Source organism: Sphingomonas tabacisoli, assembly GCF_042678385.1.
In the GTDB taxonomy this organism is placed as follows: Bacteria; Pseudomonadota; Alphaproteobacteria; order Sphingomonadales; family Sphingomonadaceae; genus Sphingomonas_B; species Sphingomonas_B tabacisoli.
Genome location: NZ_JBHUDY010000002.1, coordinates 373,854 through 390,100 on the forward strand (window position 1 = coordinate 373,854; position 16,247 = coordinate 390,100).

Genomic DNA, 16,247 nt, shown 5'->3' on the forward strand with positions numbered 1-16,247 from the left:
CGCTTCGCCGGCGAATTGCGACGAGGAGTCAATCACATGAGCATCGAATTCATCCCGCCCGAGGTGGACGAGCTGAAGCCGCGCATCAGCGTGATCGGCGTCGGCGGGGCTGGCGGCAACGCGATCGCGAACATGATCGCGTCGGACGTGCAGGGCGTCGACTTCATCGTCGCCAATACCGACGCGCAGGCGCTGAACGCTTCGCCGGCCGAAAGCCGCATCCAGCTTGGGCTGAAGATCACGCAAGGGTTGGGCGCCGGCTCGCGGCCCGAGATCGGCCGCGCGGCCGCCGAAGAGACGATCGACCAGGTCGAGCGCTCGCTCGACGGCGCGCATATGTGCTTCATCGCGGCCGGCATGGGCGGCGGAACCGGCACCGGCGCCGCCCCGGTCATCGCCAAGGCGGCGCGCGACCGCGGCATTCTGACCGTCGGCGTCGTCACCAAGCCGTTCAGCTTCGAAGGCTCGCGCCGGATGAAGTCGGCCGACGCCGGCATCGCCGAGCTGCAGAAGCACGTCGACACGCTGATCGTCATCCCCAACCAGAACCTGTTCCTGATCGCCAACCCGAACACGACCTTCAAGGAAGCGTTCCAGATGGCCGACCAGGTGCTGCAGCAGGGCGTGCGCGGCATCACCGACCTGATGGTCATGCCGGGCCTCATCAACCTCGACTTCGCCGACGTCCGCTCGGTGATGGGCGAGATGGGCAAGGCGATGATGGGCACCGGCGAAGCATCGGGCGACAACCGCGCGATCGAGGCCGCCGAAAAGGCGATCGCCAACCCGCTGCTCGACGGGGTCAGCATGAAGGGCGCCAAGGGCGTGATCATCTCGATCACCGGCGGCGAAGACATGCGCCTGATGGAAGTCGACGAGGCGGCCAATCACATCAAGGAACTCGTCGACCCCGAAGCCAACATCATCTGGGGTTCGGCGTTCAACAACGATCTGGAAGGCAAGATCCGCGTGTCGGTCGTCGCGACCGGCATCGAGGCCGAGGTCGGCGAGAAGCCGGAACCGGCGCGCGTCTTCTCCTTCCCCGGCAAGAAGGCCGAAGCCGAGCCGCGTCCGTTCGTAATGCCGAGCGCGCCGAAGGCGGTCGAGCCTGCTCCGGCGCCGGAGCCGGTCGCCGAAGCGGCGCCCGAGCCCGAGCTGAAAGTCGAGCCCCCGGTCGAGGACGAGCCGCTGACGCTCGACGCCCCGATCGAGGAAACCGCTTCGGACGAGCTGCTGCTCGACGCGCCGGAGTCCGAGCCCGAGCCGCTGATCGACGAGGATCTGGTCGGCAACCGTCGCTGGTTCGGCGGCAAGGCCGAAGCGAAGCCCGAGCCGGCGCCGGCCGCGCGCCAGGGCGGCGGCACGCTGTTCGAGCGCATGTCGTCGATCGCCCGCGGCAACGCCAAGACGCCGAGCGCGGAAGACGATGCGGACAGCGATCCGCTGGACATTCCGCGCTTCCTGAACCGGCAGAACAATCAGTGATTTATTCCCTCTCCCCTCCGGGGAGAGGGACGGCCGCGTAGCGGCCAGGGAGAGGGGAAGTCACCCTGCGTGCGGACTCTGCCCCTCTCCCGGCGTCGCTTCGCTCCGCCACCCTCTCCCCAGTGGGGGAGGGTTATTTGTTCGTCGTCCCGCGGCCACGTTCCGTCGCTCTCGCAGACGCGTTCACATTGCCCTAACTTTCGGGGCGTCATCTATGGGCGCATCGTGATCCGAAAGCTTTCCCGTTCCGCCGCCTTCGGGCTGGGCGCATTGCTGCTTGCGTCCGCTTCCGTCGTCTCCGCTCAATATGCCACCGAGCGTCCGGCGGACCGGCTGTCGCGTTATCTGCGTGAGCTTGCGTCCGATCCGACCAGCGTGTCCGCGCTGATCGGCGCCGGGCAGGCCGCGCTGGATGTCGGCGACGGCAATGCGGCTTTGGGCTTCTTCGCCCGCGCCGACGAACGCTCCCCGCGCAATGGCCAGATCAAGGCCGGCCTCGCCCGCGCGCTGCTGATCGTCGACAATCCGCGGGAAGCCTTGAAGATGTTTGACGCCGCCCGATCGCTGGGCGTGCCTGAAGCGGACATCGCAGGGGATCGGGGCCTTGCCTACGACCTGCGCGGCGAGACCAAGCGGGCGCAGCGAGATTATCAGCTCGCGCTGACGCGTGGGCCGAACGACGACATCACCAAGCGCTACGCCTTGTCACTCGGCATTACCGGCGAGCGCGATGCTGCGCTGAAGCTGCTCGATCCTCTGCTCTACAAGCGCGACCAGGGGGCGTGGCGCGCGCGTGCGTTCATCCTGGCGATGACGGGCGACGTGCCGGGGGGCAGCCGCATCGTCCATCAAGTCATGCCGGAGCGCATGGCGCAGACGATGGACCCGTTCCTGCAGCGCCTCGCGTCGTTGAATGCCGCGCAGAAGGCGGCGGCGGTCCATCTCGGCGAAATGCCGGCCGATGCGCGCATGGCTGCCGCCGCGCCGATCGTGCAGCCGACGCCGGCCTATGTCGCGCCGACACCCACGCCGGTCCCGACGCCGACCTCGCGTAATGCGCGGCATCGGGGCCGCCCGGTTCCGGCGCCGACACCCACGCCGACGCCTCCGCCGCCGCCCCCGCCTGTACAGGTCGCGCAGTTCGAGGATCCCGCCCAATACGCGCCGCGTCCGGTTCCGACACCGACGCCGAGCTTCGCGGTTCGTCCGGCCCAACGCGGCGATCTGGACGCGATCATGCGCGACATTCGATCGGCCGCGTCGAACGGCACGGCGGTGCGCAGCCCAGCGCCGGTGCGTGTCGCGCAGGTGACGCCGAAACCGACCCCTACGCCGACACCGAAACCATCACCGACGCCCAAGGCGGATGCCAAAAAGGCGAAGGCCGAGGCGGCGGCGGACGAGTGCGTGCCGGTGCGTGCGAAAGGCAAGCGCGCCTCCACCAAGGATAAATGCGAAGTGCCGGCCGACGACTGCAAACCAGCGGCCGGCACGGGCAAGCGCGTCGCAGCGAAGGATCAATGCGACGTCCCTGTCGCGGATTGCAAACCGGCGCCCAAAAAGGGCCGGCATGCGGCCGTGAAGGACCAGTGCGAGGTTCCGGTCGAGGACTGCAAGCCGGCGCCCAAGACCAAAGGCAAGCACCCGGCCGCCAAGACGCAGTGCGACCCGAAGGATGCCAAGCAGGCCGCGCTGAAGAAAAAGCCGGAGCCGCCCAAGAATCCGGCGCGCTTCTGGGTGCAGGTCGCGGGCGGCGCGAACGCGAAGACCTTGCCCAAGGAATGGTCGGCGGTGGCGGCAAAGGCGCCCGAGCTGAAAGGCAAAGGGCCGTGGACGGCGAAGAATCGCGCGACCAACCGCCTGCTCGCCGGCCCGTACAAGAGCGAGGACGAGGCGCAGGCCGCGGTCGCCAAGCTTCGCAAGGCCGGGATCGGCGCCTTCCGCTGGTCCAGCGATGAGGGCGAAGCGGTCGAGAAGATCGGGGGCAAATGAGGGGGCTGAGCCCCTGGGCCTGCGATCCGGCCAAGACGCGCGGCCGCCTTCATCCGGAGGAGCGCGCCGCGATGCGCGGCCCCCGCGACGAATATCAGCGCGACCGAGACCGCGTCATCCACTCCATCCCGTTCCGGCGGCTGCGGCATAAGACACAGGTGTTCATCGCGCCCGACGGCGATCATTTCCGCGTCCGCCTGACCCACAGCCTCGAAGTCGCGCAGATCGGCCGTACCATCGCCCGCGCCATGGGCCTCAACGAAGACCTGACCGAAGCGCTCTGCCTTGCGCACGATATCGGCCATCCGCCGTTCGGCCACTCGGGCGAGGAAGCGCTGCGCGCCGCGACCGCGCATGCCGGCGGCTTCGATCACAACGCCCACACGCTGCGCGTGCTGACGCGGATCGAGAAACCCTATCCGCGCTTCGACGGCCTCAATCTCACCTGGGAGACGCTGGAAGGGCTCGCCAAGCATAACGGCCCGGTCGAGCATCCGAGCTGGGCCATGGCGGAAGCCGATGCCGCGTTCCCGCTGGAGCTGGCGAGCTGGCCGTCGCTGGAGGCGCAGGTCGCCGCCGTCGCCGACGACATCGCCTATGACAATCACGATATCGACGACGGCGTCCGCGCGGGCCTTTTGACGCGCGAGCAGATCATGGAAGTGCCTCTCGTCGCGCGCGGCTGGCGGACCGCGCAGGAGCGCTACCCGGATATTAGCGAGCGCCGGCTGCTCTCGGAGCTGGTGCGCTCGCAGATCGGCCTGATGGTCAACGACCTGATCGCCGAGACGCGCCGCCGCATCCGCGAATCCGGGATCGGCTCGGTCGACGACGTGCGCGCCGCAGGGCAGCCGCTGGTCGGGTTCAGCCACGCGATGCAGGCCGAGGAACGCGCATTGAAGCGCTTCATGTATGCCGAGCTCTACCACCACCAACGACAGCTCGATGCGGCAGGGGCGGCCAGCACGATCGTCACCGGCCTGTTCCAGGCCTATGCCGCCGATCCCGCGGCCATGCCCGAAGGCTGGAGCGAGACGCTGCCCGCCGAAGACCCCGAGCGCACCCGGCACATCGCCGACTTCATCGCCGGCATGACCGACCGCTACGCCATCGCACGGTATCGCGAGCTGGTGGGGGAGATTGAATTGCCAGAGGGGTTTTAGCGCTTTTCAGTCCGGTCATGGCGAAGCGCAAAGGCCAGCGGAGATTCAGACCGGCCCCGAACGCATCGCCGCGCGCCACTAAACCCACCTGCGTTCTGCGCGGTTTCCGACCTAATGATCTAGCATAAGCGTAGCCGACGCAGGCAATCAGAGGCCGCCCAAGGGTGGAGCGAGATTGGAAATCAAATCGCTCATTCCAACTCCGCTTTGGTCAAACTCGGCAGCTTTGACCCTTAAAGGCCGCGCGGACAGCCGGCAATGTGGCCGGTAAGACCGGGCTCCGTCTCCCGTAACGAGAAAATATGTGTTCGAGTGTTGCGCTTGCCCGCGCGAAGTGTAATATGCGAGTCGCGATGCCCAAGAACGGGCGTCGGGAGACTTGATATGGTCGACCAAAACGAGCCTGATCTGGAAGCCGCCACCGAGAGCGAAGCGGGCGGCGGCCGCAAGCGCGATCGGACGCTTATCGAGTTCCCCTATACCGATATGTCTCGCGCCCACGATCTGACTGATACACTTGCTAAGGCAGGGGGGAAAGTCTGGATTGAACAGACCCAACTTGCCGTGGCTATGGATATGTCAGTGGGAGGCGGCACCTTCCGCGGTCGTTTGTCCGCTGCTCGCATGTTCGGCTTCATCGAAACCGAAGGCGGCAAGGTTCGGATCAGTGATTTGGGGCTGCATTTGCTCGATGAAAGCACCGAGAGAGCGGCCAAAGTTGAAGCCTTTTTGAAGGTGCCGCTCTACAAAGCGCTATACGAGAGCTACAACGGCTTCGCGCTCCCCCCCGCTGCTGCGCTTGAGCGTCAGATACAGACCATGGGCGTGCCTCCCAAGCAAGCCGAGCGCGCCCGCCAAGCTTTCGCGGCATCCGCCCAGACTGCGGGGTACATCGCCAGCAACGGGCGCTTCAGTAAGCCGCCGATCATCCCCGTTCCGGTGCGAGAAGAGTCCGGCAGTACCAGTGGAGCTGGGGGTGGGGCGCCGCCACCTCCGCCGGCTCCTCCGCCCCCACCGGTCACGGAGAAGGCGCTAGAATATAAGCTGGTTGATTTGATGACCGAGGCGGCAGGAGACGCCGAAACAATGGCCGCCATCATTAAGGTGATTACGTTTCTAAAAACTCGAAACGCAAACGCAAAAAATGAGGCGGGGACCGATCTTGCATGATCGATCCCCGCATCGAGCTCCCGACCCAGTGCGCCGCTTCCTACGGCCCGCGCGCTGGAGTCTTTCCCGGAGGAAAGGAGGTGCGCCATGTGGTCCATGGCCCGGACATTAGAAGCTAGCTAACGCCCGTGAGGCGGGGGCTTTCGGCTCTCGCCTCGCGGCTCCTTAGCTAGTTGAGTCTGGTGATTCCGTCAATTTTTAGGAGCTATCATGGCAAGGAAACAATCGACGCCTCCGATCTCTTCGCTTGCGGGCAAGATTCTAAGCGGGGCGAAAAAGGCAACGCCGGCTGATGTTAAGAAGCTGGCGGCCTCGGTCCTCTCCCAAGACGAGAAGAAAGGCGGCAAGTAAGCTCGCCTCGTTGAACTGGGTGATGATCACGTCGCTTGAGATGTGGGGCTAGGCTATAACCACCCGCCGCCTTCTCACCGCCCCGCCTGCCATCGCGAACCCTGCGATCATCATTGCCCAGGTCGCCGGCTCGGGCACGCCTGGGGCGACGTCGGGGAGGGAGTGGGTGTGGATGGGCAGGTTCGCTTCGGTGAGCGTGATTGTGTTGGAGCCGCCGCGCTCGCCGAACAGGACGGAGCCGCCCCAGCCTTCGACGATGCGGCCGCGCAGGTCGGGCAGGGCGAAGGTCACGCGGCCGTCGCCGCCATAGGTGGTGCCCAGCAGCGCGAACAGCGCCTGGTTCTGCGCGATCGACAGCAACTGGCCGGCGGCGAGCGCATAGCCGTTCGGCGTCAGGGTCCCGGCGCTGGCGACGATTTCGCCCAGATAGGGCTCGTTGTCGGCGGGGCCGCCGCTGTCCTGGCTGGGGAAGATGCCTTGCAGCGCGATATAGTAATTGAGCGCCAGCGAAGGCTGGCGGTTGTCGATCGGCTGGCCGCCGCCCGCCGGCGACACGTCGATCGCGCCGCCGTCATGGTCGTGCGCGGCGAGCTGGGACAGGGTGATCGTGGTGCTTTCGGAGCCGAACACGTCGCCGACCTGATATTGGCCGCCGGCGCCCACCACCGCACGTCCGCGCAGATCGGGCAGCGCAAAGGTCGTCTGGCCGTCGCCGCCATAGGTGGTGCCGATCAGGTTGAACAAGGTGTCGAACTTGGCGATCTCGACCAGCCGTCCGTCGGCAGGCAGCCAGCCGGTGGGCGCGAAATTGCCGGCGAACGCGTTGACCTGGCCGATGAACGGATCGCCGCCCTGATAGATGCCGCCGGTCGCGATCATATAGGTCATGGCCAGCGACGGCTGCATGTTGTCGAAAGGCTGGCTGCCGCCGGTGATGCCGGACTGGCCGGGCGCCACGTCGATCGCGTGGCTGTGGGCGGGCATCTGGGCGACGGTCAGCGTGACGTTGTTCTGGCCGTCCTGCTCGCCGATCACGCGGTTGGTGAGGCCATTGCCCTGACCGGTGCCGATGATCGTGCGGCCGCGCAGATCGGGCAGCGCGAAGGTCGTCTGGCCGTTGCCGCCATAATTAGTGCCGAGCAGCGAGAAGAGCGCCGTGTTCTGCTGGATGGAGAGAATCTGTCCCTGCGCCTGCGCATAGGTGTGCGGTGCGAAGCCGAAGGCAAAGCTGCGCATTGAGGCGATATAATAGGCCGCGGCCGTGCTCTGGTCCTGGGTCACGTCGCGCGACGGGAAAATGCCCTGCAGCTGGATCGTCTGAGTCAGCGCCTGATAGGGCTGCTGGTTGTTGAACGGCTGGCCGCCGCCGGCGGGGCCGGTCTCCCCTGCGATCGCGGGAACGGATGCGGCGAGTGCGGTAACCGCGGCGAACAGCGCCAGCACGGTCTTCATTTCATTTCCCCCTGTGCCTTTAACGGCTTAACCCGTTTACCATGCTTGCCCAGACGAACCGAGTCCTAAATGGGCCGCGCGTCCGGAATCGGGACGATCGAACTGGCCTCTTCATTGTGGCGCGGGCATTGGTTAAGGGGCCGGCTTTCCCGGATAGTTGGACCAGATGACGCTTCACGCCCGCTTTACCGCCGCAATCGACGCGGTGCTCGACGACCTGACCGCCGACGGCGCGCTGCCGGCAGGGCTGGCGCGCGCGGCCGTCACGGTGGAGCCGCCGCGCGACGTGTCGCACGGCGACCTGGCGACCAACGCCGCGATGGTGCTGGCGAAGCCGGCGGGCACCAACCCGCGCGCGCTGGCGGAGGCGATCGTCGCCAAGCTGCGCGCGCTGCCGGAAGTGGCGGGAGCGGAGATCGCCGGGCCGGGCTTTATCAACCTGCGGCTGGCCGACGGGACGTGGCGGGAGGAGCTGCGCGCGATCCACGCGGATGGCGCGGACTATGGCCGCTCCCACATGGGCGACGGCAAGCGCGTCAACGTCGAATATGTCTCGGCGAACCCGACCGGGCCGATGCACATGGGCCATTGTCGGGGCGCGGTGGTCGGCGATGCGCTGGCGAGCCTGCTCGAATATTCGGGCCACCAGGTGGTGCGGGAATATTATGTCAACGACGCCGGCGCGCAGGTCGATGTGCTCGCCCGCTCGGCGCACCTGCGCTACCGCGAGGCGCTGGGCGAGGACATCGGCGAGATTCCGGAAGGGCTTTATCCCGGCGATTATCTGAAACCCGTCGGAGCTGCCTTGGCCGCGGAGTTCGGGACGCGGTTCGTCGGCGCGCCGGAGAGCGAATGGCTGGTGCTGTTCCGCGAACGCGCGGTCGCGGCGATGATCGAGCTGATCAAGGCGGACCTCGCGCTGCTTGGCATCCACCACGATCTGTTCGCCTCCGAAGCCGAGGTGCAGGCGGCGGGCAAGCCCGACGAGGCGGAGGCGTGGCTGCGCGCGCACGACTTGGTCTATGACGGTTTCCTAGAAGCGCCGAAGGGCGAGACGCCCGAGGATTGGGAGCCGGTCGAGCTGCCGCTGTTCCGCTCGACCCGGTTCGGCGACGATCAGGACCGGCCGATCAAGAAGTCGGACGGGAGCTGGACCTATTTCGGCGCCGACATGGCCTATCACTTCCAGAAGGCGCAGGGCGTCGACGCGCTGATCGACATCTGGGGCGCGGACCATGCCGGCACCGTCAAGCGGATCAAGGCGGCCGTCGCGGCGCTGACCGAGAACAAGGTCCAGTTCGACGTCAAGCTGATCCAGATGGTCCGCCTGCTTCGCGCCGGCGAGCCGGTGAAGATGTCGAAGCGCGCCGGCAATTTCGTCACGCTGGCGGACGTGGTGCGCGAAGTCGGCAAGGACGTCGTCCGCTTCACGATGCTGACGCGCAAGGCGGACGCGCAGATGGACTTCGACTTCGCCAAGGTGGTCGAGGCGTCGAAGGACAATCCCGTCTTCTACGTCCAATATGCGCACGCCCGCATCTGCTCGATCCGGCGCCGTATCGCGGAGGCCGGGATCGACTGCGCCGGCGCGCCAGACCTCGACCGGCTCGATGCCGAGGAACTGGCGCTTGTGAAGCTCGCCGCGCAGTTCCCGCGCATGGTCGAAGGCGCGGCGAACGCGCGCGAGCCGCACCGGATCGCCTTTTACCTTTACGACCTTGCGGCCGCCTTCCACGCCTTCTTCAATATGGGCAACGACCGGCCGGATCGTCGCGTGCTGGTGGCGGACGATCCCGCGACGACGTGCGCCCGACTTTATCTCGTCGAAGCGATCGGGCAGATCATCCGTAACGGCCTGGCAGTGATGGGCGTGGTGGCGGTCGAGGAGATGAAATGATGGCGCAGGCGCAGGACCCCTACGCGCTGTCCGACGAGGACCGGCTGCCCTGGCTGGAGCCGGTCGACGATGTCGAGGAGCCGGGCCCCGGCCTGTCGTTCGGCTGGGTCGTCCCGCTGATCGGGCTGCTGTTGATCGGCGCGATCGTGGTTGGCGCGGTCTATTGGTGGCAGCACCGCGAGATTACGCCGTCGGGCTCGGGTGAGCTGATCGCCGCGCCCAAGGGTCCCTACAAGGTCAAGCCGACGGAAGAGGGCGGCACGAAGTTCGAGGGCCAGGGCGACGTCGTCTATCAGACCAGCCAGGGCGCACAGGTGCAGGGCAATCTCGACCTGAACGCCGTTCCCGAAGCGCCGGTCGAGCGCACACCCGCGCCGAAGGTGACGGCTACGCCCGCGCCCAAGGCGAGCAAGAGCGCCACCGTGGCGGTTGAGGAAAAGAGCGAGAAGCTGGTCGCCAAGGCGCCGCCGGCGCCGCTCGCGCCCGAGGGCCCGGCCGGATCGACGCTGCAGCTCGGCGCGTTCCCGAGCGAAGGAAGTGCCAAGAAAACCTGGGAAACGATGTCGAAGCGCTTCGCCTATCTGGCCGAGCTCAGCCAGTCGATTATGAAGGCCGAAGTGAACGGCCACACCTATTACCGCCTCCGCGTCAACGCCGGATCGGCGGCGCAGGCGAAGGACGTGTGCGCGAAGCTCCGCGTCGCCGGGGAGAATTGCCTTGTGGTCAACTGAAATCCTCCCCGGAACGGGGAGGGGGACCGGCCGGCATAGCCGGACGGTGGAGGGGGCCCCAAGGCCGGTGCAGGTGGAGGGCCCCCTCCACCATGCTTCGCATGGTCCCCCTTCCCGTTTCGGGGAGGATTTGTGAAGCCTGTTATCTTCGGAATGGCGGGGCTGGAGCTTTCGCCCGACGAACGCGCCTTCTTCAAGGACGCGGACCCGGCCGGATACATCCTGTTCAAGCGCAATTGCGGCGATCGCGCGCAGATGCGGGCGCTGACCGATTCGCTGCGGGATCTGCACGGGCGCGACGATCTGCTGATCATGATCGATCAGGAAGGCGGGCGCGTCGCGCGGATGCAGCCGCCCGAATGGCCGGCCTTCCCGCCCGCCGCCCGGTTCGATGCGCTGTACGACAAGGCGCCGATCTCCGCGATCGAAGCGGCGCGCGCCAATGCCGAGGCGATCGGGCTCGCCCTGAGCGAAGTCGGCGTGACCGTCGATGCGCTGCCTTTGCTCGACGTGCGCCAGCAAGGCGCCAACGACGTGATCGGCGACCGGGCGCTGGGCCACGAGCCGATGCGTGTCGCGGCGCTTGGCGAAGCGGTGCTCGACGGGCTGCGCCGTGGCGGTGTGACCGGGATCGTCAAGCACATGCCGGGACATGGCCGCGTGCTGGTCGACAGCCACAAGGCGCTGCCGGTGGTCGAGGCGAGCGAGGAAGAGCTGGAGACCGATCTCGCGCCGTTCCGGAAGCTTGCGTGGGCGCCGATCGGGATGACCGCGCACATCGTCTACACCGCCTGGGACGATGCGCGGCCGGGCACGCTTTCGCACTATGTCGTCCAGAAGATCATCCGCGAGCGGATCGGCTTCGATGGCCTGTTGATGACCGACGATATCGACATGAAGGCGCTTTCCGGCACGCCCGCCGAAAAGGCATGCGGCGCGGTCGATGCCGGTTGCGACCTGGTGCTCGATTGCTGGGCGCGGATGGACGAGATGGTCGCGATTGCGAACGTGCTGCCGGATGCGACCGAGCGGACGCTGAAACGGCTCGACGCGGCGCTCGCGTACCGCAAGGCGCCCGAGCCGGCGCGGTTCGCGGAACTTGTGCGTAAAAGGGACGAGCTGCTGGCGCTGGCCTAAACAACCCTCTCCCCATTGGGGAGAGGGACCGCCGCGCAGCGGCCAGGGAGAGGGGCAGTCACCCTGCGTACCGACTCTGCCCCTCTCCCGGCGTCGCTTCGCTCCGCCACCCTCTCCCCGGGAGGGGAGAGGGTTGATATGGTGCGGCCGTGACCACCGAATCGGACGCGCTCACCATCGATATCGACGGCTGGGAAGGGCCGCTCGACCTGTTGCTGGCGCTCGCCCGTGCGCAGAAAGTGGATTTGCGCGAGATTTCGATCCTGGCGCTGGTCGAGCAGTATCTCGCCTTCATCGCCGACGCGAAGGCGCTGAAGCTGGAGATCGCCGCCGATTATCTGGTGATGGCGGCTTGGCTCGCATACCTGAAATCGGCGCTGCTTTTGCCCAAGGACCCGACCGTCGATCCCAGCCCCGAGGAGCTTGCGCTGCGGCTGCAGATCCGCCTGCAGCGGCTGCAGGCGATGCGCGAGGCGGGCGCGCGGCTGATGGCGCGGGATCGCGTCGGGCGCGACGTCTTCTTTCGCGGCGCTCCCGAAGGCTTGCGCGTGGTGCGCAAGAACGACTGGCAGGCCGACCTGTACGAGCTGATCGCTGCCTATGGCGGAGTGATGGCCCGCACCGCCCCCGTCGTGCACCACGTCATGCGCCGGCCGGTGATGAGCCTTGAAGACGCGCTCCACCGCGTCGAGGCGATGCTGGGCGAGCGGATCGACTGGACGCGGATCGAGGCGTTCCTGCCCGGGATTTCCGACCCGCAGCTCCGCCGCTCGGCACTCGCGTCCAGCTTCGTCGCGGCGCTGGAGCTGGCGAAGCAAGGCAAGGCCGAGCTGAAGCAGGACGAAGCCTTCGCCCCCCTGTTCGTGAGGGCGGCTTGACCGAAATCGATCCGGCGATCCGCGCCGTCGAGGCCGTGTTGTTCGCGGCCGAAGGGCCGATGACAGCGGACGAGATCGCCGCCTATGTCGGCCCCGATGTCGACCTGAAACAATCGCTGAGGCTGTTGCAGGAAGACTATGCCGGACGCGGCGTCGAGTTGGTCGAGCGCGGCGGGCGCTGGCATTTCCAGACCGCGGCCGACATGGCGCACATCCTGAGGCGCGAGCGCGAGGAGCCGAAACGCCTCAGCCGCGCCGCGGTCGAGACGCTCGCAATCATCGCCTATCAGGAGCCCGTCAGCCGCGCGGAGATCGAGGCGGTGCGTGGAGTGCAGATCTCGAAGGGTACGCTCGACGTGCTGATGGAAGCGGGCTGGGTGCGTCCGGCTGGGCGGCGCGAGGGGCCTGGGCGACCCTTGCTCTATGCGACGACGCAAGGCTTTCTCACGCACTTCGGCCTTAAGAGCCGGCGCGACCTGCCGGGGATCGACGATCTGAAGGCGGCGGGGCTGCTCGATCCCGTCGAGGCCACGCTTGGTGACGTCGAACTGGAAAGCGCGGACGAGAGCGACTAAGTAGGACCAGCGAGGCGCTTTTCAGGCAAAGCGCGCGGGCGGCCGCCGCCCTTTGGAGATCGACATGGGCAGTTTCAGTATTTGGCATTGGCTGGTCGTCGGCATCATCGTGATGCTGCTGTTCGGCAAGGGCCGCTTTTCCGACATGATGGGCGATGTCGCCAAGGGCATCAAAAGCTTCAAGAAGGGCATGGCCGAAGAGGACGAGCCCCGCACCGAACGCCGCGTCGAGGCGCTGGACAAGCCGCGGACGGTGACGACTGAGGAAAGCACGCCGGTTCGTCCGGATTGAATGCAATCCAAAAAACCGGTTCGGCCTGAGCTTGTCGAAGGCCTCCCTTCTGTTTGAAGCGCGGTGCTTAAAGAAAGGGAGGGCTTCGACAAGCTCAGCCCGAACCGTGGTGGTGGTGTGCCCCCATACTCGTCACCATTGCCCCCCCGCGCACCCCGTGATAGGCGCGCGCCTTTGAAGCCGGCTAGGGGGCCGGCTGACCGCATTTCAGGCATCCAACCGCACGATGTTCGAATCACCCGCTTACGCACAGGCCGCCAATGGCGCGGCTTCCGGTTCCAGCGCCGCATTCTTCATCCAGATGGTGCCGCTTGTCGCCATCTTCGTCATCTTCTGGTTCCTGCTGATCCGTCCGCAGCAACGGCGGATGAAAGAGCACCAGACCAAGATCGGCGCGGTGAAGAAAGGCGACACCGTCGTCACCGGCGGCGGCCTTGTCGGCAAGGTCACCAAAGTCGAGGAAGCCCATGTCGAGGTTGAGCTTGCGCCGCAGGTTCGCGTTCGTGCGGTCAAGTCGACGCTGACCGACGTGACGCCGCTCGGCGGCTCCAAGCCCGCGAACGACTGATGCTCGATTTCCCCCGCTGGAAGGTCGCCGGCACCATCTGCCTGCTGCTGATTGGCATCCTGCTTGCCGTGCCGAGCTTCGTTCCCGAGCGGCTGATGCCGTTCAAGGCGCCGCGCATCAATCTGGGTCTCGACCTGTCGGGCGGCTCGCACCTGTTGCTGGAGGCGGACGCGACCAGCCTGCAGAAGCAGCGCCTCGAGCAGATGGAAGAGACGATCCGCACCGAAATGCGGCGCGCCGAGCCCCGAATCGAGATCGGCGATATTTCGTCCACCGGCGGCCAGCTCAACTTCTTCGTGCGCGACGTGACCAAGGTCGACCAGGCGGTCGAGCTGGCGCGGAAGCAGACCACGGGCATCGGCGTCACCGGCCAGCGCGACTGGGACGTGCGGGTGGTCGATACCAACCGCATCGTGATGACGCCGACCGAAGCGGGCAAGAACGATGCCGTTGCCAAGGCGATGGAAGTCGCGACCGAAGTCGTCCGCAAGCGCATCGACCAGCTCGGCACCAAAGAGCCGACCATCATCCGCCAGGGCGCGACCCGCATCGTCGTCCAGGTGCCAGGGCTGCAGAATCCGGAAGCGCTCAAGAACCTGCTCGGCAAGACCGCCAAGCTGGAGTTCAAGCTGGTCGACGTGACCGCTTCGCCTTCGGATGTGGCGGCGGGCCGCGCCCCGGTCGGCAGCCAGATCCTCCCCTATCCCGACAATCCGCTCGGCGTGCCGAAGATCGCGGTGAAGCGCGGCGTGCTGATCTCGGGTGACCAACTGATCGACGCGCAGCAGGGTTTCGACCAGCGCAACAACACGCCAGTCGTCAACATCCGCTTCGACGGCCAGGGCGGACGACGTTTCGCCAAGGTGACGCAGGAGAACGTCAACAAGCCGTTCGCGATCATCCTCGACAACAGCGTGATCTCCGCGCCGAACATCAACGAGCCGATCCTGGGCGGCCAAGCGCAGATTTCCGGCAATTTCACCGTCGACAGCGCCAACCAGCTCGCCATCGCGCTGCGCTCCGGCAAGCTGCCGGTGGACCTGAAAGTGATCGAGGAGCGCACGGTCGGCCCGCAGCTCGGCGCCGATTCGATCAAGGCCGGCATCACCGCGTCTGTGATCGCGGTAGTGCTCGTCGTCGCCTTCATGCTGGTGACCTACGGCCGGTTCGGAATCTACGCGAACCTCGCCGTGGTCATCAACGTGTTCGTCATTCTGGGCGTGATGTCGCTGCTGAACGCGACGCTCACTCTGCCGGGCATCGCCGGCTTCGTGCTGACGATCGGCACCGCGGTCGACGCGAACGTGCTGATCAATGAGCGCATCCGCGAGGAAAAGCGGCGCGGGCGCGGCGTCGTGCAGGCCGTCGAGCTCGGCTATAAGGAAGCGTCGCGCACCATCTTCGAGGCGAACACGGTGCACACGATCTCGGGCCTGATCATGCTCGTGCTGGGCTCCGGGCCGGTGAAGGGCTTCGCGGTCGTGCTGCTGATCGGCATCGTCACATCGGTGTTCACCGCCGTCACTTTCACCCGCATGCTGGTGGCCGGCTGGATCCGCCGCAACCGGCCGACCGAGATCAATATCTGATGCGCCACCTGAAGCTCATCCCCGACAACACGAACCTGCCGTTCGTCTCGCTACGCAAATGGGCGTTCGGGATCACCGCGCTGCTGACGCTCGCGGCGATCGCGCTGGTCGGCGTGCGCGGGCTCAACCTGGGCGTCGATTTCGTCGGCGGCCTGATGATCGAGGCGAAGTTCGACCAGCCGCCGCACCTCGACAAGGTCCGCTCGACGGTGGACAGCCTGGGCGTCGGCGAAGGCTCGCTGCAGACGTTCGGCGATCCGAAGACCGTCTCGATCCGCCTGCCGCTTCCCCAGAATGCCGACGAAGGCGCGACCAACCGCGTGGTCAATCGGGTCAAGGTCGCGCTGACCCAAGTCTATCCGGACGTGCAGTTCACGCGCTACGACACCGTCTCCGGCAAGGTGTCGGGCGAGCTGATCCGCAACGGCCTGCTCGCCGTGCTGCTCGCGGTGCTGGGCATCGCGGTGTTCTCGTGGCTGCGCTACGAATGGCAGTTCGGCGTCTCGACCTTCGTCGCGATCATGCACGACGTGCTGATGACATTGGGCTTCTTCGCGCTGACCCGGCTCGAGTTCGACCTGAACATCGTCGCCGCGGTGCTGACCATCATCGGCTATTCGATCAACGACAAGATCGTCATCGACGACCGCATCCGCGAGAATATGCGGAAATACCGGCAGATGGACATGAAGGCGCTGATCGACTTGTCGGTCAACGAGACGCTGCCGCGCACCGTCATGACGTCGTTGACGATCCTATTGGCCTTGGGCGCGCTGCTGATCTTCGGCGGCCATGTGCTGCGCGGCTTCACCGCGGCGATGATCCTGGGCATCATCATCGGCACCTATTCGTCGATCTACGTCTCGTCGTCGCTGCTGATCACGCTGGGCCTGCGCCCCGGCGCGCCGGTCGGCGGCGACAAGAACGAGCCGGCCTCTCCGAACGTGAAGCTCGGCAAGAGGTGAAG

15 protein-coding genes are annotated in these 16,247 nt (G+C 66.4%); 14 read left to right on the plus strand and 1 reads right to left on the minus strand.

Features of this window, described 5'->3' with window-relative positions; genetic code table 11:
* Window positions 1–36 precede the first annotated feature (36 nt).
* The 5 genes from ftsZ (at window position 37) to ACFSCW_RS15020 (ending at window position 6,161) form a co-directional block, all read left to right on the plus strand.
* Window positions 37–1,485, plus strand: a complete 1,449-nt coding sequence (gene ftsZ / locus ACFSCW_RS15000) for a cell division protein FtsZ (protein ID WP_380890873.1) — start codon at window positions 37–39, stop codon at window positions 1,483–1,485.
* Between the two features lie 225 nt (window positions 1,486–1,710).
* Window positions 1,711–3,477, plus strand: coding sequence for an SPOR domain-containing protein (locus ACFSCW_RS15005; RefSeq protein WP_380890875.1), 1,767 nt, complete (start codon window positions 1,711–1,713; stop codon window positions 3,475–3,477).
* A complete protein-coding gene (locus ACFSCW_RS15010) occupies window positions 3,474–4,640 on the plus strand; it encodes a deoxyguanosinetriphosphate triphosphohydrolase (protein ID WP_380890877.1) in 1,167 nt (388 codons plus the stop codon). Before ACFSCW_RS15005 ends, ACFSCW_RS15010 begins: the two co-directional genes overlap by 4 nt.
* A 384-nt stretch (window positions 4,641–5,024) precedes the next feature.
* On the plus strand, window positions 5,025–5,810 hold the full coding sequence (locus tag ACFSCW_RS15015) for a hypothetical protein (RefSeq protein ID WP_380890879.1): 786 nt from the start codon (window positions 5,025–5,027) through the stop codon (window positions 5,808–5,810).
* Between the two features lie 210 nt (window positions 5,811–6,020).
* Window positions 6,021–6,161, plus strand: coding sequence for a hypothetical protein (locus tag ACFSCW_RS15020; RefSeq protein WP_380890882.1), 141 nt, complete (start codon window positions 6,021–6,023; stop codon window positions 6,159–6,161).
* 48 nt (window positions 6,162–6,209) lie between these two features.
* Here ACFSCW_RS15020 and ACFSCW_RS15025 read toward each other — a convergent pair whose 3' ends face one another.
* Window positions 6,210–7,613 carry a tail fiber protein gene (locus ACFSCW_RS15025; protein WP_380890883.1) on the minus strand — a complete coding sequence of 468 codons (1,404 nt, stop codon included), beginning with the start codon at window positions 7,611–7,613 and terminating at the stop codon, window positions 6,210–6,212.
* Window positions 7,614–7,779: 166 nt separating this feature from the next.
* Here ACFSCW_RS15025 and argS point away from each other — a divergent pair, with 166 nt between their 5' ends.
* The 9 genes from argS to secF all read left to right on the plus strand — a co-directional run bounded on the left by argS (window position 7,780) and on the right by secF (window position 16,245).
* The gene (gene argS, locus ACFSCW_RS15030; RefSeq protein ID WP_380890885.1) at window positions 7,780–9,510 is read left to right on the plus strand and encodes an arginine--tRNA ligase; all 1,731 of its coding nucleotides are present in this window, start codon (window positions 7,780–7,782) and stop codon (window positions 9,508–9,510) included.
* On the plus strand, window positions 9,510–10,241 hold the full coding sequence (locus ACFSCW_RS15035; RefSeq protein WP_380890888.1) for an SPOR domain-containing protein: 732 nt from the start codon (window positions 9,510–9,512) through the stop codon (window positions 10,239–10,241). The genes argS and ACFSCW_RS15035 overlap by 1 nt, the downstream gene beginning before the upstream one ends.
* Before the next feature lie 132 nt (window positions 10,242–10,373).
* A complete protein-coding gene (gene nagZ / locus ACFSCW_RS15040) occupies window positions 10,374–11,378 on the plus strand; it encodes a beta-N-acetylhexosaminidase (protein WP_380890891.1) in 1,005 nt (334 codons plus the stop codon).
* Between the two features lie 149 nt (window positions 11,379–11,527).
* Window positions 11,528–12,256, plus strand: a complete 729-nt coding sequence (locus ACFSCW_RS15045; RefSeq protein ID WP_380890894.1) for a segregation and condensation protein A — start codon at window positions 11,528–11,530, stop codon at window positions 12,254–12,256.
* Window positions 12,253–12,831, plus strand: coding sequence for an SMC-Scp complex subunit ScpB (gene scpB / locus ACFSCW_RS15050; RefSeq protein WP_380890897.1), 579 nt, complete (start codon window positions 12,253–12,255; stop codon window positions 12,829–12,831). The genes ACFSCW_RS15045 and scpB overlap by 4 nt, the downstream gene beginning before the upstream one ends.
* A 64-nt stretch (window positions 12,832–12,895) precedes the next feature.
* The gene (locus ACFSCW_RS15055) at window positions 12,896–13,123 is read left to right on the plus strand and encodes a twin-arginine translocase TatA/TatE family subunit (RefSeq protein WP_380890899.1); all 228 of its coding nucleotides are present in this window, start codon (window positions 12,896–12,898) and stop codon (window positions 13,121–13,123) included.
* Between the two features lie 226 nt (window positions 13,124–13,349).
* Window positions 13,350–13,691 (plus strand): preprotein translocase subunit YajC, encoded by a 342-nt coding sequence (yajC, locus tag ACFSCW_RS15060; protein WP_380890901.1) that lies wholly within the window; start codon window positions 13,350–13,352, stop codon window positions 13,689–13,691.
* Window positions 13,691–15,280, plus strand: coding sequence for a protein translocase subunit SecD (gene secD / locus ACFSCW_RS15065; RefSeq protein ID WP_380890903.1), 1,590 nt, complete (start codon window positions 13,691–13,693; stop codon window positions 15,278–15,280). The genes yajC and secD overlap by 1 nt, the downstream gene beginning before the upstream one ends.
* On the plus strand, window positions 15,280–16,245 hold the full coding sequence (secF, locus tag ACFSCW_RS15070; protein ID WP_380890906.1) for a protein translocase subunit SecF: 966 nt from the start codon (window positions 15,280–15,282) through the stop codon (window positions 16,243–16,245). The genes secD and secF overlap by 1 nt, the downstream gene beginning before the upstream one ends.
* Window positions 16,246–16,247 lie beyond the last annotated feature (2 nt).